This window comes from Zobellella denitrificans (genome assembly GCF_002407485.1).
GTDB classification, from domain to species: domain Bacteria; phylum Pseudomonadota; class Gammaproteobacteria; order Enterobacterales; family Aeromonadaceae; genus Oceanimonas; species Oceanimonas denitrificans.
This window is the reverse complement of sequence record NZ_CP012621.1, coordinates 1,549,411-1,571,397: the sequence shown is the minus strand read 5'-3', so window position 1 is coordinate 1,571,397 and position 21,987 is coordinate 1,549,411. Positions and strand designations below refer to the sequence as shown.

16 protein-coding genes and 3 pseudogenes are annotated in these 21,987 nt (G+C 56.2%); 7 read left to right on the top strand and 12 right to left on the bottom strand.

The window, feature by feature from the left end:
• Positions 1-19: 19 nt before the first annotated feature.
• The 3 genes from AN401_RS07525 to AN401_RS07515 all read right to left on the bottom strand — a co-directional run bounded on the left by AN401_RS07525 (position 20) and on the right by AN401_RS07515 (position 3,858).
• Positions 20-790: a creatininase gene (locus AN401_RS07525; protein WP_096778980.1), complete on the bottom strand. Its 771-nt coding sequence runs from the start codon at positions 788-790 to the stop codon at positions 20-22.
• 4 nt (positions 791-794) lie between these two features.
• Positions 795-2,402: a BCCT family transporter gene (locus AN401_RS07520; protein WP_096778979.1), complete on the bottom strand. Its 1,608-nt coding sequence runs from the start codon at positions 2,400-2,402 to the stop codon at positions 795-797.
• 244 nt (positions 2,403-2,646) lie between these two features.
• Positions 2,647-3,858, bottom strand: coding sequence for a M24 family metallopeptidase (locus AN401_RS07515; protein WP_096778978.1), 1,212 nt, complete (start codon positions 3,856-3,858; stop codon positions 2,647-2,649).
• 943 nt (positions 3,859-4,801) lie between these two features.
• On the opposite strand from AN401_RS07515, the gene AN401_RS07510 reads away from it, so the two are divergent.
• Positions 4,802-5,419 (top strand): Fic/DOC family protein, encoded by a 618-nt coding sequence (locus AN401_RS07510; RefSeq protein ID WP_096778977.1) that lies wholly within the window; start codon positions 4,802-4,804, stop codon positions 5,417-5,419.
• 6 nt (positions 5,420-5,425) lie between these two features.
• Here AN401_RS07510 and AN401_RS19975 read toward each other — a convergent pair whose 3' ends face one another.
• Entirely contained in the window at positions 5,426-5,593 is a 168-nt protein-coding gene (locus tag AN401_RS19975) for a hypothetical protein (protein ID WP_198401836.1), read from the bottom strand.
• A gap of 299 nt (positions 5,594-5,892) precedes the next feature.
• Here AN401_RS19975 and AN401_RS07505 point away from each other — a divergent pair, with 299 nt between their 5' ends.
• The 3 genes from AN401_RS07505 to AN401_RS19715 all read left to right on the top strand — a co-directional run bounded on the left by AN401_RS07505 (position 5,893) and on the right by AN401_RS19715 (position 10,431).
• Positions 5,893-7,092, top strand: a complete 1,200-nt coding sequence (locus tag AN401_RS07505) for an IS4 family transposase (RefSeq protein WP_096778976.1) — start codon at positions 5,893-5,895, stop codon at positions 7,090-7,092.
• A gap of 968 nt (positions 7,093-8,060) precedes the next feature.
• Entirely contained in the window at positions 8,061-9,245 is a 1,185-nt protein-coding gene (locus AN401_RS19720) for a hypothetical protein (protein WP_157772183.1), read from the top strand.
• A 1-nt stretch (position 9,246) separates the two neighbouring features.
• Entirely contained in the window at positions 9,247-10,431 is a 1,185-nt protein-coding gene (locus AN401_RS19715; protein ID WP_157772181.1) for a hypothetical protein, read from the top strand.
• Positions 10,432-11,472: 1,041 nt separating this feature from the next.
• Here AN401_RS19715 and AN401_RS07495 read toward each other — a convergent pair.
• From AN401_RS07495 to AN401_RS07480, 4 genes and pseudogenes are all read right to left on the bottom strand, one after another.
• Positions 11,473-11,799, bottom strand: a pseudogene (locus AN401_RS07495) (ISAs1 family transposase); the annotation flags it as partial.
• Between the two features lie 56 nt (positions 11,800-11,855).
• Complete coding sequence (gene istB / locus AN401_RS07490; RefSeq protein ID WP_096778974.1) at positions 11,856-12,659, bottom strand: IS21-like element helper ATPase IstB; 804 nt, start codon at positions 12,657-12,659, stop codon at positions 11,856-11,858.
• On the bottom strand, positions 12,656-13,840 hold the full coding sequence (gene istA, locus AN401_RS07485) for an IS21 family transposase (protein ID WP_096778973.1): 1,185 nt from the start codon (positions 13,838-13,840) through the stop codon (positions 12,656-12,658). The genes istB and istA overlap by 4 nt, the downstream gene beginning before the upstream one ends.
• A gap of 104 nt (positions 13,841-13,944) precedes the next feature.
• Positions 13,945-14,379 (bottom strand): annotated as a pseudogene (locus AN401_RS07480) (ISAs1 family transposase); the annotation flags it as partial.
• Positions 14,380-14,383: 4 nt separating this feature from the next.
• On the opposite strand from AN401_RS07480, the pseudogene AN401_RS07475 reads away from it, so the two are divergent.
• From AN401_RS07475 to AN401_RS19705, 3 genes and pseudogenes are all read left to right on the top strand, one after another.
• Positions 14,384-14,518: pseudogene (locus AN401_RS07475) on the top strand (transposase); the annotation flags it as partial.
• 50 nt (positions 14,519-14,568) lie between these two features.
• Entirely contained in the window at positions 14,569-15,351 is a 783-nt protein-coding gene (locus AN401_RS19710; protein WP_157772179.1) for a hypothetical protein, read from the top strand.
• Positions 15,352-15,354: 3 nt separating this feature from the next.
• Positions 15,355-15,729 carry a hypothetical protein gene (locus tag AN401_RS19705; protein WP_157772177.1) on the top strand — a complete coding sequence of 125 codons (375 nt, stop codon included), beginning with the start codon at positions 15,355-15,357 and terminating at the stop codon, positions 15,727-15,729.
• A gap of 148 nt (positions 15,730-15,877) precedes the next feature.
• Here AN401_RS19705 and etfB read toward each other — a convergent pair whose 3' ends face one another.
• Genes etfB through dgcA form a run of 4 tightly spaced genes read right to left on the bottom strand, consistent with a single transcriptional unit; the run spans position 15,878 to position 21,914 of the window.
• Positions 15,878-16,660 (bottom strand): electron transfer flavoprotein subunit beta, encoded by a 783-nt coding sequence (gene etfB, locus AN401_RS07470; protein ID WP_096778972.1) that lies wholly within the window; start codon positions 16,658-16,660, stop codon positions 15,878-15,880.
• The gene (gene etfA / locus AN401_RS07465) at positions 16,650-17,867 is read right to left on the bottom strand and encodes an electron transfer flavoprotein subunit alpha (RefSeq protein ID WP_096778971.1); all 1,218 of its coding nucleotides are present in this window, start codon (positions 17,865-17,867) and stop codon (positions 16,650-16,652) included. The genes etfB and etfA overlap by 11 nt, the downstream gene beginning before the upstream one ends.
• Positions 17,860-19,806: a (Fe-S)-binding protein gene (locus tag AN401_RS07460; RefSeq protein WP_096778970.1), complete on the bottom strand. Its 1,947-nt coding sequence runs from the start codon at positions 19,804-19,806 to the stop codon at positions 17,860-17,862. The genes etfA and AN401_RS07460 overlap by 8 nt, the downstream gene beginning before the upstream one ends.
• 44 nt (positions 19,807-19,850) lie before the next feature.
• On the bottom strand, positions 19,851-21,914 hold the full coding sequence (gene dgcA, locus AN401_RS07455; protein WP_096778969.1) for a dimethylglycine demethylation protein DgcA: 2,064 nt from the start codon (positions 21,912-21,914) through the stop codon (positions 19,851-19,853).
• Positions 21,915-21,987: the final 73 nt, after the last annotated feature.

Sequence of the window (21,987 nt, the reverse complement as noted above, 5' to 3'; positions counted from 1 at the left end):
GGGTTACCCGATGGGCGTTTTATGCTTGGATAAAACGTTCCGACACCGATCCGAAAATGCCCTCGACGCAGACGTTGAACAGCAGCCGGCCGTATTCCTCGCTGGCGTTTTTGGCCGACGACAGGGTGCCGGAAGATGGCACCCAGCTCGGCTCCGGCGGGAAGATGTCGTAGGGCGGGAAGGTGGCCGGATGGTGGTGCACCACCTTCTCCATGTTCACGCACTCCGGGTGCAGGTGGAGCATGAGCGAGGTTTCCAGCACGCCGCCGTGCTCCACGTCCCAGCCGGTAAAGCCGTCGGGGAACACGGTTTCAATGGTGTCTTTGGTGACGTAATCCCAGTAGGACAGCAGCATCACCTGGGCCTGGATGCCCTCGTGGCGCAGGTGCTCCAGGGCCAGATCGATGCCCTCCACCAGGAACATGGAGTTTTCGAAATGGCCGTTCACCAGCACGAACTTGCGGTTGCCGTGGCGGGCATAGGCCACCAGCACGTCCTTGACCACGTCGATCAGCGTTTTGCCGTTGATGCAGGTGGTGCCGGGAAAGAAGTTGCCGCCGCCGGACTTGACCTGCGACTTGTAGCCGTAGGAGATGGGCGGCGCCACCAGGATGGCACTCGACTTGCCGGCCACCCCTTCGGAGATGGCCTTGGGGATCAGCACGTCCGGGTTCATCGACATATGGGGGCCGTGCTGCTCGATGGCGCCTATCGGCAGCATGATGACCGCATTGCCATCCTTGACCCTGGCGGCGTAGGTTTGCCAGTCCATCAATTCCAGGTTAACCATGACTTCATACCTCTTTGGAGTTAACTATGGCCGCGCCATACAGGCTGGCATCGCTTATTTTCTTGTGTTCGGCCCTGACCCCCTTATAGAGGGCGGCGCACATCAGCAGCATGATCAGGGAAAACGGCAGGGCCGCGGCGATGGAGGCGGTTTGCAGCGAGCTTAGCGCCGCCTCGCCGCCCACGAACAGCAGCACTGCCGCCACCACGCCCTGCATCACGCCCCAGATCACCCGGTGCCGACTGAGCGGGTGTTCGTCCCCTTCGCTCATGATGGTGGTGAGCACCAGGGTGCCGGAGTCGGACGAGGTGATGAAATAGGTGGCCACCATGATGGTACCGACGATCATCGCCAGGGTGGACAGGCCGCCCAGATCCATGCCCTGGAAGGTGGCATAGAGTGCCTTGGCCACGTCGCTGTTTACCACGGCGGCGATGCCGGCATTCTCGAACAGATCCAGGTAGAGCGCGGTGCCGCCGTAGGCCGCCAGCCAGACGAAGGACAGCAGCGAAGACACCCCGACCACGCCCCAGATAAATTCCCGGATGGTGCGGCCGCGGGACACCCGCGCCACAAACACCCCCACGAAGGGCGCCCAGGACATCCACCAGCCCCAGTAGAACACGGTCCACCAGCCCTGCCACATGCCTTTCCAGCTGGCCTCGGCATCGGTTACCGCATGGGGGGGCGTTTCGATATAGAAGTTGAACCTGAGCAGCTGGGTCAGGTAGTCGAAGGTGCCGGCGAAGAAGGTTTTAAGGATGTACAGCGTGGGCCCGAAGGCGAAGAAAAACACCAGCAGCAGCACCGTGAGCCACATGTTGCCGATGGACAGGTACTTGACCCCCTTCTTCAGCCCGGTGAGCACGGAGATGAGGGCGCAGATAGTGATCACCACAATCAGCACCAGCTGCACGCCCGGGCTTTGCGGAATGCCCCAGATTTCCGACAGGCCGGCGTTGATTTGCTGCGCGCCCATGCCGAGGGAGGTGGCGATGCCGAACAGGGTGGCGAACACGGCAATCACGTCGATCAGCACGCCCCAGCGGCCGGTGACCTTGTCGCCGAACAGGGGGTAGAGGGTATAGCGAATACTGAGCGGCTTGTTCAGCCGGTAGCAGATAAAGGCCAGCGACAGCCCCACCACGCAATAAATGGCCCAGGCGTTCAGCCCCCAGTGAAAGAAGGAAATGGCCATGGCCGAGGCGGCGGCTTCCTGATTGCCGGTTTCGGGAGAAAAGGGCGAGCCGCCGGAAAAATGGAACATGGGCTCGGCGATGGACCAGAAGATGATGCCGATGCCCTGGCCCGCGGCATAGACCATGGCGAACCAGGCAAAGTAGCCGAACTCCGGCTTTTCGTCGTCCCGCCCCAGCCGGATTTTTCCGTACTTGCTGCAGGCGATCCAGATGCAGAACACCAGGAACAGGGCCGCCAGCAGCACGTACCAGGCGTTGGCGGACAGGGTGATCACCGTTCTGACGGTATCCACCAGGGCGGCGGACTCACCCGGATAGATGAGCGCAAAGCCGATCAGCCCCACCGTGATCAGCAGGGAAATAAACATGATATAGGGGTTAATGCCCTTCAATGGGCCATTATTGAGAACCATGACGTCCAACTCCTTAGAACTGCTCGAAACAAGCTGTTCTCATTAACCACAAGATACCAGACAAGCCCCCTGGGGTGCTTGCGGGCATCTCCCATTTTCAAGCTGCCACGCTCTCCATTGCGCTGCAGACGGCATAGTAAATCACTGCTCCTTATTGCTGCATCGGGCTGCCGGGGGCCCGCCCCTTGGGGTGCAGCGATTAAAACGAAAAAGCCCATCCCCGGCGCGGGGATGGGCCCTGTTATCAGCCCTTGATGATGTTGTACTCGGGGCCGAACGGGAAGCGGGTGATGTTTTCGACCCCGCTTTCGCTGATCACCAGGATGTCGTGCTCGCGGTAGCCGCCGGCGCCGGGCAGCCCTTCGGGCAGCATGATCATCGGCTCCATGGACACCACCATGCCCGGCTGCAGCACCGTGTCTATGTCTTCCCGCAGCTCCAGCCCCGCCTCGCGGCCGTAGTAGTGGCTGAGGGTGCCGAAGGAGTGGCCGTAGCCGAAGGTGCGGTATTGCAGCACGTCGTGCTGGGCGAAGATCTCGTTCAGCTCGGCGGCGATGTCGCAGCAGCGGTTGCCGGCCTTGATCAGCTCCAGGCCGCGGCGGTGCACCTTGCAGTTGATCTCCCACAGCTCCAGGTGGCGGTCGGAGGCGTATTCGCTGAACAGGGTCCGCTCCAGGGCAGTGTAGTAGCCGCCGATCATCGGGAAGGTATTCAGGCTGAGGATGTCGCCGGCCTCGATCTTGCGGCTGGTGACCGGGTTGTGGGCGCCGTCGGTATTGATGCCGGACTGGAACCACACCCAGGTGTCCATCAGCTCGCCATGGGGGAAGGTGCGGGCAATTTCACGCACCATGGCCTGGGTGCCGGCCAGGGCCACTTCATACTCCGGCACGCCCACCGCAATGGCATCGCGAATGGCGGCGCCGCCCACGTCCGCCACCCGGGCGCCCTGCTTGATAAGGGCGATTTCTTCCGCCGACTTGATCATGCGCATCTTCATGGTGGGCACGCCGATGTCCACAAACTCGGCCTCGGGCAGCGCGGCCTTGAGCTTGTCCAGGTTTTGCAGGCTGAGGTGGTCGAACTCCACCCCCACCCGCCGGGCGCCGCCAATCAGCTGCTGCACGGCGCGGAAGAAGTTGTCTTTTTGCCAGTCGGTATACACCAGGTTGTCGCCCAGGGCGTTGCGGCGATAGGGCTGGCCGCCGTCGATATTGGCGGTGATGGTGGTGTGGATGTCCTGGGTGACCGCCAGGCCGTAGTCGCGGCCAAAACGGCAGTACACAAAATCACTGAAGTAGTTGATGTTGTGGTAGGAAGTGAACAGCACCGCATCCACATCGTTGACGGCCATGTACTGGCGCAGCTTTTGCTGGCGGGAGAGCATTTCCTCGCGGGAGAACATGCCGCGGACTTTTTCGCCGTTGGGGATGCTGAGGGTGTTGGGCATTTGCATGGTAAGACTCCTTCCTTGTAGCTGATGGTTGCTGCGCCGAGAAACACCGGTTTAGCGCATAACCCCGATGCTAGAGCCCCGCCCACCATAAAAGAAATGAATACTTCAAATCAGCCCATTTATGATGTTAATGCTTTGTTATAGTGCGCTACCACTCCGTCATCCCCGCCATCCCCCGTCTTCCCCGCGAAGGCGGGAAACCAGGCGGCCCCTCAAACACCACCAACACCAACCGAAGCGACCCATCCCATACCGGCCACTCCCCCATTACCCCGCACTCCTCCGCTCATCCCCGTACTCCCCCGTCATCCCCGCGAAGGCGGGGAACCAGGCGGCCCCTCAAACACCACCAGCACCCACCGAAAAGCCCCCATCCCACACCGGCCACTCACCCATCACCCCGCACTCCCCCGCTCATCCCCGCACTCCCCCCGCCATCCCCGCACTCCCCCCGTCTTCCCCGCGAAGGCGGGGAACCAGGGCAAGCCGCTCCGGCCCGAAGAACAGCGCTTGCTCTGCAGACACGCCTGACCCCCACCCCACCAAGGTGGACAAAATTTAACCAAATAGCACCAAACTCAAACAACCCTCCGGCAAAACACACCCCCGTCATGGTTTTTGACTATGCTGCGACAAGAGTGAATGCAAGCGAGGATGTGCTTCTGTCTGCACATCCTCCATCGCAAACCGGCTAAAAAAACCTGTTTGGTTTACAAAAGCCCAATAACAAGATTGTGGGTATTCTGCTGGCTACGGCGATGATGGCCAGGGGGGCAATTTTACCTCGGCGTCAGGGGGTCAGTATTACCTCGGCGTTAACAGGAAGATGCCATCGAAGCCCGTCGTGATGCCCATATCGATGCCCTGGAACAAAAAATGCGCCAAAAAAGCAGCACCCAGAGATGGTTCACCTTGCGTTGGCGACTGGCCTGAAGGAGCCCCAATGAGCCGGTATGATGCAACAGGAAACGAAGCCGAATATCAACCGGGGGGCGAACCCGGCGTGCTACGCAATCGTCTTGCGCTGACCCGTTGGCAGGATATCGAGGACGCAGAAACCGAACTGCTGGATGCCCTGTACCAGCAGGTATTGCCACGCCTCTGGGACAAGCTGACCTTTGCCGATATTCAGCATTGGCATCACCAGTGGCTGGGCAACCTGTACCACTGGGCGGGCCGGCTGCGCACCGTCAACATGAGCAAGGGCGACTTTCATTTTGCCGCGGCCGATCAGCTTCCCCGCCTGGTCTCGGCCTTTGAGCGAGACTATCTGTCACAACTTGCCGGGCTGAACACCCAACCGGAAGACACCGTGATCCGTTACCTGGCCCAGAGCCATGTGGAGTTCATTCTGATCCACCCGTTTCGGGAGGGAAACGGCCGTATTTCTCGGTTGCTGCTCGACGTTATGGCCCTGCAGGCCGGCTTTCAGCCGCTGGACTATCAGCTGTGGGAGGAACACAAGGACTTTTACTTTAAGGCCATTCAGGCCGGGGTAGGAGGAGACTGCCAGCACGTAGAGCGGTTGGTAAGAGACGTGCTGGCACAACAGCAGAATTAAGTCAGCTCAGTCGGCCAGGGTCAGTTGCGGAAAACGGCGCTTGCCGGACTTTAGCCGGGCCTCAATGATGGCGGTGGGCTCACCGGTTTCAATGGCGCTGGAGCTGGCTACGGAGCGACGGATCCGTTCCGGACTGAGTTGGTTGCGTGCGGCGCTCTTGCTTCGGCGTATCATGGCGGCTCTCCTGCTCCTGAGTAGTGCTCACATTATATAACAAAGGCGGCAGAATCTTCAGCCGTTGTCCGCGATTGTCCCCTCTTCGTCTGGTTTTGCTCCTGCCCTACCTGATGATAGGGCTTTTGTTGTCAGAATGGCCATACCCAGGCCGGCTCTGTCTTTCCCACAAAGGTAAAAAGCCAGCGGCATCCAACAACTCCGTCATCCCCGCGAAGGCGCTGAGGGATCCCCAAAAAAATCGGCAGGCATGGTAGATTGCGTCTTTATTAATCGCCAAAAAACAAAGACGTTCCGCCATGCCTGCCGTCCGCACAGTTTGCCATAACTTCTTTCGCACTGTCCTCTCTTCTTTCCATCAGGCCCGCACCAACACTCTGCTGTCCTGTGCCGAAGGGTTGATTGCTGGTAACACACTTTCCCTGACGAAAATTGGTCGCCATCTTCCGGGAAAGGCCAAAGTGAAGCACAAGATAAAGCGGGTAGACCGGTTTATCGGCAATCAAAAACTGCACGATGAGAACACTGCCATCAGTGCCGCTATCGCCCGCCGCATCACGGCATGCCTGCCCAGTTGTGTTATTGCCATTGACTGGAGTGGCTGCTGCAGCCAGGACTTCCATGTACTGCGCGCCAGTCTGGTGTATGACGGCCGTGGGTTGCCCTTGCTGAACCGGGTCGTGTCCTCGGAGCGGCAGGAGCATAACGATGAGCATCAGCAGTTTCTTCTCGACCTGCAAGCATTGCTGGGAACGCAACGCCGTGTGGTGATTGTGACGGATGCCGGTTTCAAAACACCGTGGTTACGGCAGGTACGCGCATTGGGCTGGGAGTTTGTGGGCCGGGTTCGCGGACGTATCTACGGCAAGCTGGATAGTGAACAGGAATGGCACCCAGCGACTGGCCTGACACAGCATGCAAGCGCTACGCCCGAGGCGCTGGGGTCCGGCCAGTTGGGCAAGTCAGTGAAGCGTCGTTGCTCGGTTTATTTCCATCAATATCATGGGCCAGCCAAGGGGCGACATAAAAAGCGGGGTAAAAAGCAGCCGCTGTATCCGCAAGCGGAGGAGCGTTACCGTGCTCTGGCCAAGGAGCCCTGGCTGTTGGTTACCTCGGATGAACGCTTGAGCGCCAAAGAAGTGGTATCCATCTACCAGACCCGCATGCAAATTGAGCAAAATTTCCGTGATGACAAGAGCCAGCGCTACGGGTTTGGCTGGAGCAACAGCAAAACCCTCGGGGAAAAACGGATTGCGGTGTTATGCCTGATTGCCCAGGTTGCCACGCTGATGCTGTGGCTGGTGGGATTTGAAGGTGAGCACCAAGGGCGGCATCGGCGCTACCAGGCTAATACGGTGAAACGCCGTGTGCTGTCTTTTCTGAGCTTGGGCAAGCAAATGCTGTTTCATGAGCCCCGGCGAGTCACAGGCTCGCTACTGGAGCGAGCCTTGGCCCGGTTGAGCCGCCTTTACTTACTGTCACCGGGTGTTTCGGCATGACTCATAAAAACTGGGGAGCCCTCAGCGCGAAGGCGGGGAACCAGAGCAAGCCGCTCCGGCCCGGACAATGGCGCTTGTTCTGCAGACACGTATGAGCCCCCCACCCCACCAAACCGGATAAAACTCAACCAATCAACACCAGACTCCAACAATCGCCTCGCAAAATGCGCCCTTTGTCATTGCCTTTTCACCATTACGCAACAAGAATGGACACAAACGAGGAAGCAGGGATGCGCTTAAGCCTGAGATCAGTGACGGGCGGTAGCGTGGGTTTTGCCCAAGGCAAGGTTCTCTTTGATGCAATATCTGCAGCAGCATTCAGGAAGGCAGTTATGACCTAAAAAAGGTTCAGCGTGGACGCAGCTCTTGTTCTTTGCTACCAGCTCTAATTAGAAGGGCAAAAGGCAAGACCTGACCCCATTATTCGAGCTGGCAAGAACACTCTCACTGGTAGATGAGCCGGAAAAATGGAGAGAGCACACCACCGGTTACTCCAAGCATGAGATTTACTTTGCCTACAAGATGGCTATCCCTCTGTGGGTAAAACGAATGATCGATGCTGAAAAATTGCTTTTTCACCCCGACGTAACCAAAGACATACAGGCCCAGGGCTTTGATCTTAATGACCTACACGCTAAGGATGGCCTGGGCCAGTGTGCTTGCAACAGACGCATCCCCTCAAAGCAAAACCAAATTCAAGATCGTAAGAGAGAAGGTCATTGGAAGGCATGGCAGGGACTGGTGGGAAGACGTTTATCAGCGGCAGGGCGCTGTCTACGCCGCCAGCATGAAGATCAGAGAAAGTCGTGGTGGGAGTGCTACGTCAATGTTTCTCTCTCATACATTACTGGGTGCTCAGTGCGCTGATGATGTGAAAGAGAGAGTGCTTAGAAATCTGCCAAAAAGTTAATTTTCTTCTCTTCATACTATAAGTTTGCAAATAACATTTTATCTTATTGAGGTTCTACATGTTTGATATAATTGAGCAAAGTAATCTTAGATGTGTGTCAATACTTACTAAGATTAAAGTTTCTGATTATTTAGAGTTTGTCGATAAGGTTTATTCAGATAATGGTGGCATTGCGGGCCAGCGTGCTCCGCTGAAAACTAAGACCGCAATCACAATCAGAAGTAGAATGGTTTCTGATATATCAAAAGGGGCAGTTCTCCCTCCTGTTGTTATCGGAATTCATACAACAAAAGAAGAATGGGAAGGTTTCAAGGGTTTGAGAAGCAATGAGGAACTACTAGAACTTGTAGGAGAGCCTCACTTAGGAAGAGTTTCTATTATTGACGGGATGCAAAGAACAACAGCTATAATAGATGCCAAGAATGAAAATGAAAGTGTACTGAATGAAAGTATAAGAGTAGAGTATTGGGTTTCTGATAGCTTGAATAATCTAATTTACCGAATGCTAGTCTTAAATACTGGGCAAGTTCCTTGGGAAGTGTCTCGCCAATTAAAAACAGTATATAGCCCGCTACTTAAATTGATTGAAGATAAGGTTGGTAATGATATAACTATCTTCAATAATGATATCGAGCCAAGAAGGAGGACTAAGGCAGGGCAATATCAAGGAGAGAACTTGATTCAGCTTTTACTAAGCTTTTCTTCTAGGAAATATGAGGTCGATCTTAAGGATAAGGTTGCCGAAGATTTTGCAAGGTTAGACTTAATCGAGTCATCATCTCATGAGATGTTTCTTGGCTATTTTGTTGAAACCATAAGCATGATGACATCACTCGACAAAGCATTTTCTAATTACATCTATCAAAGCGTTAATGGTGAATTACCTACTCGCTACAAGAGTGGGAGTGAGATTTTCAAAAGTTTCCCAGCTCAAATTGGTTTCTGTGTTGCATTAGCTATACATGTATTTGATGAGCCAGGTTTTGATATTGACTGGACTAGTGCAGTTAGTAAGTTTGAATCCTGTAAAGAACGATTGAATGAGCTTATTAGAAAGCTTGAAGATATGACCCATGAAGAGTTGGGGGTGTTTTTAGATTTGGATGTTCTTGATGAACTGATGAATGTTAAGAAATCACAAGTTGGTCGTTTTGAACGTAGGTTTTTCACCGAAGCGTTTTCTGTGTTGATTGAGAAAACAGAGAAGATTCAAAAAATGACGCCTTGTTGGAGAAAAGCATAGAATGGGCATATCTCAGAAAGACTACTTGGAGAAAATATTCAATCCAATAAAGAACATTGCCACCAATAGAGATGGAGTGATAAATATTGGTGATTTGAAGACCGCTCCATTGGAAGATTATTGGGATGATGAATATACAACAGCTCAGTATCGAAGGCTTAGGGAGTTGAAGATAGATAAATCTCACGTTTCATATTTAAGTAACGGGGATTTTTTTACATACTTCGAATGCGATCAGCAGCACTATTTGTGTGTTTCTTGTGAGTTTTTAACAAGAGAAGAGCAAGAGAAGTTAAGTGATATTTTAAAAGAGCATTCTGCTATAGAATGCTTTTTTGAAGAATGTTTTTTCTTGAGTTTTTGTTATTACTTAGAAGGAACATATAAGCCAAAAATAAATTTAAGTGCAGATTTAATTGAACAGACGTTAGGCTTAGGGGCGCGAGAATTTCAAGAGGAATATAGAGGGCACGCTATTGATGAGTTGATTGAAGTATATACGCCGGTTTTAATTTATGAGGTTGGGGTTGATAGTATATTAACTTGTCGTGACAATTGGTTTTTGGCTTTAACTTTGACTTTAGAAGTAGAGCGACTTCAATCTGCACTCATAGATAGAGAGCTTGTAAGCTTAGCGAGTGATTTATATAACCTTGGTTCTGTTCATTATGAAAACATTTATCTGTCATTAACATCTTCACATTACAAGTATATTTTTATTGAGATATATAGATGTTTGGAGGCGATATATTATTTGCCATGGATGTTGAACTTGAAGAGTGGTGTTGGAATTCAGCATGATGCTTATAGTTTGGCCGGGATTGTCGCTAATGCAATTAAGTGGAGGGAGAAAGAGAAGGAGTCAATAAGTTCTCTTTTCGCATTGCTGCCTGAAGCTATTTTCAATTCATCATCTCTATCTAATATATCCTTTTTGTCAAATAAAAATTATGAGCAAGAAGACTGTAGAAGATCTTTATCAATGGATGTGTATCGGGTTAGAAATCAGAGTGTTCATCAAGCTGACTATGAGCACAAAGATAATATTGTATTAAATGTTCAAGATTGGCAGTTAATCACTAAGTTTATGTATCGGGTTGTGAAATATTTCTATTCTGAATATAAGAAAGATATTTCAGTTTATGAGCATGTATTTATACTTGGTTCATCAAAAAAAGGAGTTTGAGGAGGAGTTCTAGCTAGCCTATTCGAGACTTTAAGCAGTTGGGTGTTGTCAGTGAGAATTGATGTGGTCAACCCTCGAATTTGGTTGACTACTCGATAAGAGACTATAAGTAGACGCTCCAATTCAGCTAGGTCACTTTTATGCTGATTAGTTGTATAATCGCTAAAAATATTTCTATCTGTTGACATTAATGAATTCATAATGTCATCAAGGTAGGAGTGGCCGAATGTGGTGATCTCGCTTAATGCCGCATCCACAGAGTTATCCAGGATCTCGCCGAACAAAGATATTATTTTAATGTTCATTGATGCCTCCTGATTGCAAAGTGGATTGATCTCTCACTGAGCGTTATTCGCTCTTGTAAAAATTGCTGCTGCTTCAGCAACTCATACATTTACCGGAGGAGTTGGCTCTTCCTCCTAAGTAAACAGGGGTTTAATGCTTAGCTATCAGTCTTCTGGTTTTCATTGTTTTCTCCGATAGATTGTAACCTTGCATTAATAGGTTGATAGTGGCTATGCGCTAGATATCTCCTTTAAAGTTTCCTGATGGTTGAATTTAGTGGCTGACAAATTTATAGCTTTTGCTTTTCGATAATCCTCCTTAACATGATCGCTGAATACCGTGCCGAGGTAGTCAGCCAAAAACGCCTAGCCCCCCATAACTTGGGTAGCGAGCTTAATGATCTGCCATACAGAGTTTGCTGCAAATTGTATCAACATTGCATTTATCAGGTAGCTTAGAGCTTCCCTTTGCTCTGATGTGATCCGTGCGTCTTTGTCATCACGTAATTTCCTAAGTGTATTGATGTGTTTGATAACGGTGAGCTTAATCATACCCATATCTCCGTAGTCGAAATAATGGATTCAGGATATGAGGAAGTCACCAAAACCGTCTGTCAGCCCCGAGCGAGAAGGGCTACCTAATAGATGTGGACTCGCACGAGAAATCTCAAGAGAGAAGCAATATTTTTTTCAAAAAATTTACTATTGGTTGCTTGTGAGGAGGTTACTTAGAGGGGCAGGGCTGACGCACCAGAGTTCATAATTTGAACAGATTCATGGACTCGAGCAAATAATCGTCATTCAGGCAGCACAGTTTCCGCTTATTTGCCATGCTCAGGGCACGTGACGTATTGCGCTTCAACATGTTCAGGATCCATTGCCTGATGACAGCCAGGTTTTCGCCTGCATAACCCACCCTGGCTTGCTGCTTCTCTTCGTCAAAGGCGATGTCCAGCATCCAGTGCAGCAGATTTTCCACCGCCCAGTGCGAGCGGGTTGCCTTCAGTGCTGAGCTGGCATCCAGTGCCCGACTACTTATATAAAAGCGAACAAAATCATGGCCTTTTCCTTTGTTAACCCGTTCTGTCAACAACACCCCAGTTTGACCGCTTTTCATCAACATAGATTGTCCGGTTTTCATCAGTGTTCAGTGTCCGGTTGTTGAGCTTCGGTATCGTCAGTATCCTCCTGTCGTGGGAGTGTTCCGGGAACGAGACCGGCCTTACGTTTGTCTTTAAGCCGGTAGCTTTCCCCCTTGATGTTCAGCGTCGTTGAGTGGTGCAGGAGTCGGTCGAGGATCGCCGTGGCTATGACCTGATCTCCGAACACCTCGCCCCAGTCCATAAAGCTCTTGTTCGACGTCAGGATGGTGCTGGCCCGCTCATAGCGCCGATTGATCAACCGGAAGAACAGGCTGGCTTCCTCCCGGGTCATCGGCAGGTAGCCTATCTCGTCGAGCACCAGTACCTTCGGGTAAGTCAGTTGCTGGAGTTGCCGGTCCAGTCGGTTTTCCTGCCGGGCTTTGACCAGGGTGCTCACCAAGCGATCCAATGTCATGAACAGCACGCGGTGGCCTGCCTCGGCAGCCTTGACGCCAAGGGCGACCGCCAAGTGGGTTTTACCCACCCCCGGTGGTCCCAGCAGGATCACGTTCTCATTGCGTTCCACGAACCCCAGGCCGGAGAGTTCCCGCACCAGCTTACGGTCAATGCTCGGCTGGAAGCTGAAGTCGAACTGCTCCAGGGTTTTGATCCAAGGGAGGCGGGCCTGCTTGAGGCGCGTGTCCAGGCCTTTTTGGTGACGGCCACCCCATTCCTGGGCCAAGGCCTGCTCCAGGAATTCCCGGTAGTTCAGCTCCTTCTTGCTGGCGTGTTCACACAGGGAGTCCAGGGAGGCTTGCAGGTGCTCCATCTTGAGCCGGTCGAGCAGTTGGGCCAGGTTCATCTCAGCACCTCCTCATACACGGCCAGGCTCCGCTGTTGCACGGGCATCACCTCCTGCCACAGCGGTTCGTGATGCTCGGCCACCGTTTGCCAACCCTGTTTCCGATCGATCATCCGGTGGCGGGCGACCTCTTGTCCCCGGATATCGTAGATGGTGAGCTCACCGTCCAGGCTGATGCGGATGGTCACCCGTTGGCCGCAACACTCGGCCGGTACGCTGTAGCGATTGCCACGCACGTCGATGTAGGCATCCCAGCCGACATGGCGGATGTCGTAATAACGGGTATCGAAGTCCGTTGCCGGTCGAGGCTTGAGTGAGTGACGTTCCTCTTCGAAACGCTGGGCCGGAGACTGCTGGAACTGGCGCAGTATCCGCTGGCTGGCATAGCTGTTCAGCCACTGCTCCAGTAGTTGATTCAGATGAGCGTAGCTGTCGAAGCGGCGATAGCGTTGGAAGAAGTGGTGCTTCACGTAGCCCACCATCCGTTCGGTCTTGCCCTTGGTTCGAGGCCGCTGTGGCCGGCATGCCCTGGCGGTAAAGCTATAATGGTTCGCCAGCGCCAGGAAGCCTGGATTGAAGGTCACCTGGCCGCCACTGTCATGTCGAAGCACGGCGGCCTTCTGGTTGTCGACCAGCACACGGTTGGGCACTCCCCCGAAGTACCGGAAGGCCTGAACCAGGGACTCGTAGGTGTGCTCCGCGTCCTGGCTGGGTCCGGCCCAGACGTGGAAGTGGCGGGAATAGCCAAGGACATTGACCGCGAAGTTGACCGTGCAGAGTCGGCCCGCCATTTCGGTGCGGATCTGCCCCCAGTCATGCTGGAGCTGCTCTCCCGGAATGGTTTCATACCGCACCGTTTGCTTGCAGGCCCGAAGGCTGCGCCTGGGTTGGATGTAACGGCGGATCAGGGTGATACAGCCATCATACCCCCGTTCCAGCAGCAGCTGACGGATGACCTCTGCATTCCAGACGTCCTGGCCCAGCAGCGCATCGATGTACGGCTTGAAGGGATCGAGCTTGCTGCCCCGAGGGGTCCGCGGTTTAGCGGTGGGTGGTGCCGGCAAGGCCAGGTAACGGCGCACGGTCCGCTCGGAACAGCCAATCCGGTGAGCGATGTCCACAATGTGTGCCCCCTGAGCACGAAGTTGCTTTATCATGTGAAAGTCCTCTCGGCTTTGCATGATGCTTTTCCTTTCAGGTTTCGTCACCTTCAAGAAAAGGTCATGCGGGTCGGGGGGACAACCTACGTTGCTGATTTAGAGACTTTTAGCAGTACTGCCGACAGTTCGGCTTGCACTGCGATGATGATCTTGGCTTTCCACGTCTGACAAATCGGCAGGTGCTCATCGACGGCAATAGTCCAACATCGCCGATGCTCTTTCCGGCCGTGTTGCGAGTCAAACTGCTCGCTGAAGCCAGGGCCCGGAGTATCGGTCGCCGTACTGTCCCAGTAGGCTTGGAACCTGGCCTGGACCTCGGCACTGAGCGTAGGCTGATTGTCTTTTACCGCCAGCAGGTAATCGGCCGATTTCTTAAGGATGGTGTCGACCGTGTTCACTTGAGTGCCAGCCGCATCGATACTGGCCAGACAGCCCTCGAGTTCAAGCAACTTGAGCAGGGCCGGTATGGCCGTTATCTCGTTCGATTTCTGGTCAACTTTTTGCTGCCCGATGCACATGCCCAGTTCGGTTGACCAGGCATTAACCATGTGCATGGGGTTGACACGCTGGGTGGTAGAGCGCAGCTTCGCTTGGCTGGAAAAGAACCGGCGGCTGTGGAAGAACTGCGAGCGGCTACTTAACACCAGTCTGCAGTTCATTCACTTGGCTTTCTTGACTCTTCTGCTCAAAAGACTTTGAACAGGCTCTTAAAGCACTATCGGATGGTATCTATACAAAAAGGAGTTTTTATGGTTTTTAGTTTTTCGAGATATAAGCAATTACAAAAAGACCTCTATCCTAACATTTTGGAACATGACTACCTAAGACACTATTTCACAGAGCGCTTCACAAAAAATAATGAGCAACTAGTAATAACTGGTGATATTGGTAAAAAAGTAGATATTAACTTTGGTTCACGCGAATCTGTGATTATTAAATTGAGACCTACAACCGGCATCGCAAATAGAAATGGAGATCAGTTAGGCAATGAAGCTTTACGTCATTTCAGTCAAGAATATTGGTTATTAGCCCTTTGGCTTACTATGTATGAAGATTCGAAAAACAATAAATTAGCCCGAGAGATTTTAAGAGCATTTATTAAAACATGTATTTGCCGTGCATCACGAGAACTAATTTTTTCAGCAAAGAAAGACATAACTAAAGATAGCATAAAAACTTCATTACCTCCAAAACTTGAATTTTACAGCAAGGTTTTTCGTTCATCAGAAATATATAAAAACATGCGCAGCAAGTACAAAGAAAAACTTAAAGAACACTCAAGAGAACAAAGCGTGAAAAAAATACATGACTATCTGTATTTTTCGTCAAACACCGACGTATCAATATCAAAAGATGTTTTTGAAAGTGCAGGCTTATCTGATTACTCTGCTTTGATTAAATTATCATCTCGATATGCAGGCAATGAAGAGCTAAAGACAATCACGCGCACAATTTCTATCTTCATCAACAATTTAAGCGGTAAAAGAGCACTTAAAAGGGAAATTCGAGCATTAATCAAAGGCAAGGAGTAGTTTATGCAGGATATAGATAACTCATTGACAGATTTTTCAAAACATCTGTTAGTTACAATTTTTGCGATCTTTGCATTCACTTCTAGTTCTTTACTCGGGGCCTCAAATTTCTGGGTTAAAGTAAGTTTCATGTCATCCTTAATTGTGGCTGTTCTTGGAATGACATATGGATTCAACCTTTTAATGATCAAGATAAACTACCACCTTACAAACCCCAGTGACAAAAAAGGAAAAACACCAAAAAACACCATCGAGGAAATGAAGAAAAAACTACAACTGCAATATTATCTATCAATTTTATCACTGTCTTTATTAATTCTATCCATTGGTATATTTTTTGCCACAGAAAACTATTATTTAATTTCAATTAAGCCATAGCCAAACTCAACAACCAAGCGTTTAAAAGAGCCTTGGACCTCACTCACTATCACAGACACGTTTCAATAACGAAATGAGCCGCCTCCCAAAATAAAAACGCCGGCTTCCGCCGGCGTTTTTATTTAAAGCCTCAAAACCAACCAACAACCTACTTCCTCAATACCCCCTCCTCTACCAGCAGGTCGTAGATGGCCTTGGCGGCGGCCTGGGGGTCGTTGCGGATAATCTGCCCTTTACCACCCTGTGCCTTGGCTGTGGCCTGCTTGAAGCGGTCGGCGGCGGTTTTGGCACTGGCCACTTTCAGGCGTTTGGGCCTGGGCTTGGCGTCCTGCAAGGTCCAGCCGGCGCGGTCGGCGTCGGGCTTGGGCGCGGCGGGCTGTTTCTCGCTGATGCCGCCGCGCCGGGCCTTGGCAAAGGCCAACTGGCGGGGGTTGGCGGCGGCTTCGTCCACGCTGGCCACAAAGGGCAGGCGCACGCTCAGGCGGCGGCGCTGGCCCCGGGGCAGGGCCTGCAGCAGGGTCACTTCGTCGCCGTCTATCCGCTCGATGGCGGCAATGCCGGTCACCAGCGGCCAGCCCAGCCGTTCGGCCAGCAGGTAGGGCAGCATGCCGGAGCCCTCCCCCTGCTCGGCGCGCACCCCGGTGAGCAGCAGGTCGGGCTGCAGCTCGTTGAGGTAGGGGCCCAGCAGCTCCAGGGCGTCGTCGTCCGGGCCCTGGCGCAGCACCGTCAGCCGGTTAAGGCCCATGCCCAAATAGTCCTGCAGCGCAGGCTGGGCCGGGCTGCCGGCGTGAATGGCCTCGAGCTTGCCGCCCAGGGCAAAGCCCAGCTCCAGGGCGCAGGCGTCCTGCAGGGCGCGGCGGGCGCGGCCCGACACCGGGTGGCGGCCTTCGCTTACCAGCACCGCTATGTTGAGGGAATGATCAGGCTGCATCGCTTACCTCCTGGGCCGGCCGGGCCTCTACCAGCGCCATCAGCGCCGCCAAAATTTCGCTGCTGTCGCCGATGGCGCTCAGGCTCGCGCGTTTTACCATGTCGCAGTCGGTGTCCTGGTTGATGGCCACCACCTTCTCCACCTTGCCGATGCCCTGCAAATGCTGCACGGCGCCGGAAATGCCCACGGCAATGTACACCCGGGCACTCACCCAGGTACCGGTGGCGCCCACCTGGCGGTTGCGCGGCATAAAGCCGTCGTCCACCGCCACCCGGCTGGCGCCTTCGGCCGCGCCCAGCAGGGTCGCCGCCCGGTGGAACTGCTCCCAGTCGTGCACGCCGTTGCCGGCGGAGAGGATGAACTCGGCCTCGGCCAGGGGAATGTCGGCGGGATCCACCGCCACCCGGCCGCCGTCCCGCACCCGGGCCTTCAGCAGGGCTTCAGGTTCAAAGTCCACCGGTTTCGCCTCGTAGCGGTGATCGGTGCAGGGCAAGGCGCATTCCTCCAGCAGCAGCAGCAGCCGGCACAGGGGGCGCGTCACGTCCTGGTGGCCGGCACCGGTGCGGGCGATCACCTGCTCGCCTTCCCACTTCCACACCCCGGTGGCCGGGCGCTCGCCCAGCTCCACCGCCAGCCGGCGGCCCAGCTCGGCGGACTCGCCCGCATCGGGGAACAGCCAGTGCAGCGGCTTGAACTCGCGCTCCACCTGCCGGCACAGCTGGGTCCAGGCTTCCGGCTGATAGCCTTCCACCCCGTGCAGCTGCAGCAGCCGGTCCACCCCCGCCTCGGCAATGCCTTCCTTCAGCTCGCCGCACAGCACCCCCAGCACGGCGGTGCTTTGCGCCTGCGCCGCCGCCAGTTGCTGGGCCAGGCCCAGCACGTCCTTGCCGTGGGCGGTAAGGCGCCCGCCGGAAAGGGGCAGCCACACCGCAATGTAGCCCTGGGGCTCCACCACCTTGTGCAGGGGCAGCTTGGGCTGCTCGCTGCGCTTTTTGGCCAGTTGCGACACCTCACCGCCGCCGGCCAGGTTCATCCGGTCCAGCCGGCGCAGGCCGCTGGGGCCGAGCTGCCACTGGGGCCGCGGGTTCTTGCGCAGCAGGCCGCTGGGCCCGCGCAGGGGCTGGCCGCTCAGCTCAGCATGGCGCGGGTGCAGCCGGTTGCGGCGGATCCAGGCCAGGCGTGGATCCTTGCGAATAAGATCAGACATGGGCTTCCTCCTTTTGCCGCTGCGGTTGCTCCTGGGCCGGTTGGGCCAGGGCGTCCAGCAGCAGCTCGGCAATGTCCTTCACCTGGGGCCGGGGCTCCACCACCCCTTCCATCATCAGGGTGCACTGGGGGCAGGCCACCGCCATCAGCTCGGCATCCACCGCCCGGGCGTCGTCCATGCGCATGTCGGCAATGCGGCGCTCGCCGGGAATGTCGGTTACCGGCGCCCCGCCGCCGCCGCCGCAGCAACGGGAGCGGAAACCGCTGCGCTCCATCTCGCTGCGCTCGAAGCCCAGCTGATCCAGCAGGTAGCGCGGCGCGTCGTACACGCCGTTGTAGCGGCCGAGGTAGCAAGGGTCGTGATAGGTGAGCTTGCCGCTCTGGCCGCCGTTAAAGGCGAGCTTGCCGTTCCGGTGCAGCTCCGCCAGCAGTTCGCTGTGGTGCTCCACCCGGTAGTCGCCGCCCAGCTCCGCGTATTCGGTGCCCAGGCACTGCAGCGAATGGGGATCGGCGGTGACGATGCGGTTAAAGCGGTACTTGCCGAGCGTCTGGATATTGGCCTTGGCCAGGCGCTGGAAGGTGGCTTCGTCCCCCAGCCGGCGGGCCAGGTCGCCCGAGTCCAGCTCCTCGTTGCCGAGGTAGGCAAGGTCCACGCCACCGGCGCGCAGCAGCTGCACCAGGGCACGCAGGGTGCGCTGGTTGCGCATGTCGAAGGCGCCGTCGCCCACCCACAGCAGCACGTCGGCCTCGCGCACTTCCTTCATCAACGGAATGTTGAGGTCGGCGGCCCAGTTGCTGCGGCTGGCGGGGGCCATGCCGCCCGGGTTGTCGGTGGCGATCAGGTTTTCCAGCACTTCCTGGCCCTTGCCCGGGGTCTGGCCCCGCTCCAGGGTGAGGAAGCGGCGCATGTCCACCACCGCGTCCACGTGCTCGATCATCATGGGGCACTCTTCCACGCAGGCGCGGCAGGTGGTGCAGGACCACAATGTCTGGCTGTCCAGCATGCTTTCCACCAGCGGCTTGTCGGGGCAGCCGGTGCGGGCGGCGTTTTCCTGGCCCGGGTGCGGGCTGCCGCGGTAGGTCACTTCTTCCTGGGCGGCGAGGCTTGTCACCATGTCCTGGATCAGCTTCTTGGGGTTGAGCGGCTGGCCGGCGGCAAAGGCCGGGCACTTGCTCTCGCAGCGGCCGCACTGCACGCAGGCGTCAAAGCCCAGCAGCTGGTTCCACTTGAAGTCGGTTACCTTCTCCACGCCCAGCTTGTCGGCGGTGAGATCCAGCGCCTTCAGGCCGGTGTCGCGGCCGCCGCCGAAGCGGGCCGGGCGACGGTGAAAGGCCAGGTGCAGGGCGCCGGCAAAGGCGTGCTTCATGGGGCCGCCCCAGGCCATGCCGAACACCAGCTCGCCCAGGCCCCAGGTGCACAGGGCCAGCAGCAGCAGGGTCAGCAGGGCGCCGCCGGTGCCTTCGGGCAAAATGCCCGCGGCCGGCAGGGTGGCGATAAAAAAGCCCAGGGCAAAGGCCAGCAGGCTTTTCGGCAGCCGCTGCCAGGGCCCGCGCGAGAGGCGCGAGTTGGGCAGTTCACTGGCGGGCTTGCGCCGGCGCTTCCATACGAACAGGGCGCCCACCGCCATCAGCAGGCTGGCCGCCAGCAGCGGCCACACCAGCCAGGCGCTGTGCAGGCCCAGGCCGTGCACCAGCACCACCAGCACCAGCGCCAGCACAAAGCCGCCGCCGGTGGCCACGTGGGTGTTGGACATATACTTGTCGCGCGCCACCACGTGGTGCAGGTCCACCAGGTAGCGGCGCGGCATGGCGGCAAGCCCCTGCCAAAAGGGCACCGGGCTGGGCTGGCCCCGGCGCCACAGCCGCACCCGGCGCGCGGCGCCGATGGCGGCCAGGGCGAAGGCCAGCACTAACAGATAAGGGATCACAGGCTCGAACATAGCGGGCACCTCGGCAGGGCCGGGGTTGCCCCCGGCCCCTTGGCTCAGAAGTCTTTACACAGACGCAGGGCGTCGTAAATGGCGGCGTGGGTGTTGCGCTGGGCCACGCAGTCGCCCAGGCGGTAGAGCAGATAGCCCTGGCCGTGCTGGGCCAGCGCCGGCTGGGCCTGGGCCGCGTACAGGGCTTCCAGGTCGATCTGGCCCTTGTTCAGGGAGTCGCCCTTCAGCTCGTAGTAAAGCCGCTCGTCCGGACGGACGCCGTTCTCCACCACCACCTGGTCCACCACCCGCTCTTCTTTCTGGCCGGTGTATTCGTTTTCCAGCACCGCGATGAGCTTGTCCCCTTCCTTGTACACCTTGTGCAGGGCCATGTCGGAAGTCATGATCACCTCCCGCTCGTACAGGGAGCGGTAGTAGGTGGGGAAGGTGGTGCCGCCGATGGCCGCGCCCGGCTTGATGTCGTCGGTCACCATTTCCACCAGGCTGCCCTTGGACGCCAGGTAGTCGGCCACCGACATGCCGGAGAATTCGCAGATGGTGTCGTACACCAGCACGTTCTTGCCCGGCTCCACCTTGCCGGAGAGGATGTCCCAGCTGCTCACCACCAGCCCTTCGGCCGCGCCCCACTCGGGGTTTTGCTCGATAAAGGGGGTGCCGCCCACCGCCAGGATCACCACATCCGGCTTTTCCGCCATGATGGCGGGCATGTCGGCGGCGGTGTTCAGGCGCAGGTCTACCTTGAGGCGGGCCAGCTCCAGGGCGTACCAGCGGGTGATGCCGGCAATCTGGTCGCGCTGGGGCGCCTTGGCCGCCAGGGTGATCTGGCCGCCCAGTTCGGGCGCCTTTTCAAACAGCACCACGTTATGGCCGCGCTCGGCCGCCACCCGGGCCGCTTCCATGCCGCCGGGGCCACCGCCCACCACCACCACCTTGCGGATGGGGCCGTCGGTTTTTTCGATGATATGGGGCAGGCCCATGTGCTCGCGGGAGGTGGCCGCGTTCTGGATGCAGAGCACATCCAGGCCCTGGTACTGGCGGTCGATGCAGTAGTTGGCGCCCACGCATTGGCGGATTTGGTCCACCTGGCCCAGCTTGATCTTGGCGATCAGGTGCGGGTCGGCGATGTGCGCCCGGGTCATGCCCACAAAGTCGACATAGCCGCCTTCGAGGATGCGCTGGGCCTGGTTGGGATCCTTGATGTTCTGGGCGTGGATCACCGGTACTTTCACCACTTCCTTGATGCCCGCCGCCAGGTGCAGGAAGGGCTCGGGCGGGTAGCTCATGTTGGGGATGACGTTGGCCAGGGTGTTGTGGGTGTCGCAGCCGGAGCCGATGACGCCGAAAAAGTCGACCATGCCGGTGTCGTCGTAGTATTTGGCGATCTGCTTCATGTCGTCGTGGCTGAGGCCGTCCGGGTGGAATTCGTCACCGCAGATGCGCATGCCCACCACGAAGTCCGGGCCCACTTCGGCGCGCACCGCCTTGAGCACTTCCAGGCCGAACTTCATGCGGCCCTCGAAGGTGCCGCCCCATTCGTCGGTGCGCTTGTTGACCCGCGGGCTCCAGAACTGGTCGATCAGGTGCTGGTGCACGGCGGACAGCTCCACGCCGTCCAGGCCCCCTTCCTTGGCGCGGCGGGCGGCCTGGGCGTAGTCGCCGATGATGCGCCACATTTCTTCCGGCTCTATGGTTTTGCAGGTGGCGCGGTGCACCGGCTCACGGATGCCGGAGGGCGATACCAGGGTGCTCCAGTTGTAGCCGTCCCAGCGGGAGCGGCGCCCCATGTGGGTAATTTGGATCATGATCTTGGCGCCGTGCTTGTGCATGGCGTCGGCCAGGTTCTGGAAGTGGGGAATGATGCGGTCGGTGCTCAGGTTGACCGAGCTCCACCAGCCCTGGGGGCTGTCGATGGACACCACGCTGGAGCCGCCGCAAATGGCCAGGCCGATGCCGCCCTTGGCCTTTTCTTCGTAGTATTTGACGTAGCGCTCGGTGGTCATGCCGCCGTCGGTGGCATACACCTCGGCATGGGCCGTGCTCACCACCCGGTTGCGGATAGTGAGCTTGTTGATGTTCATGGGTTGAAACAAGGCGTCGAACTGTCCCATCCTGGAATCCTCTAGTACATGCCGGGCCCGCGGCCCGCCGAAAATAATGTTGCCCCCGTTGTGCATGCGAGGC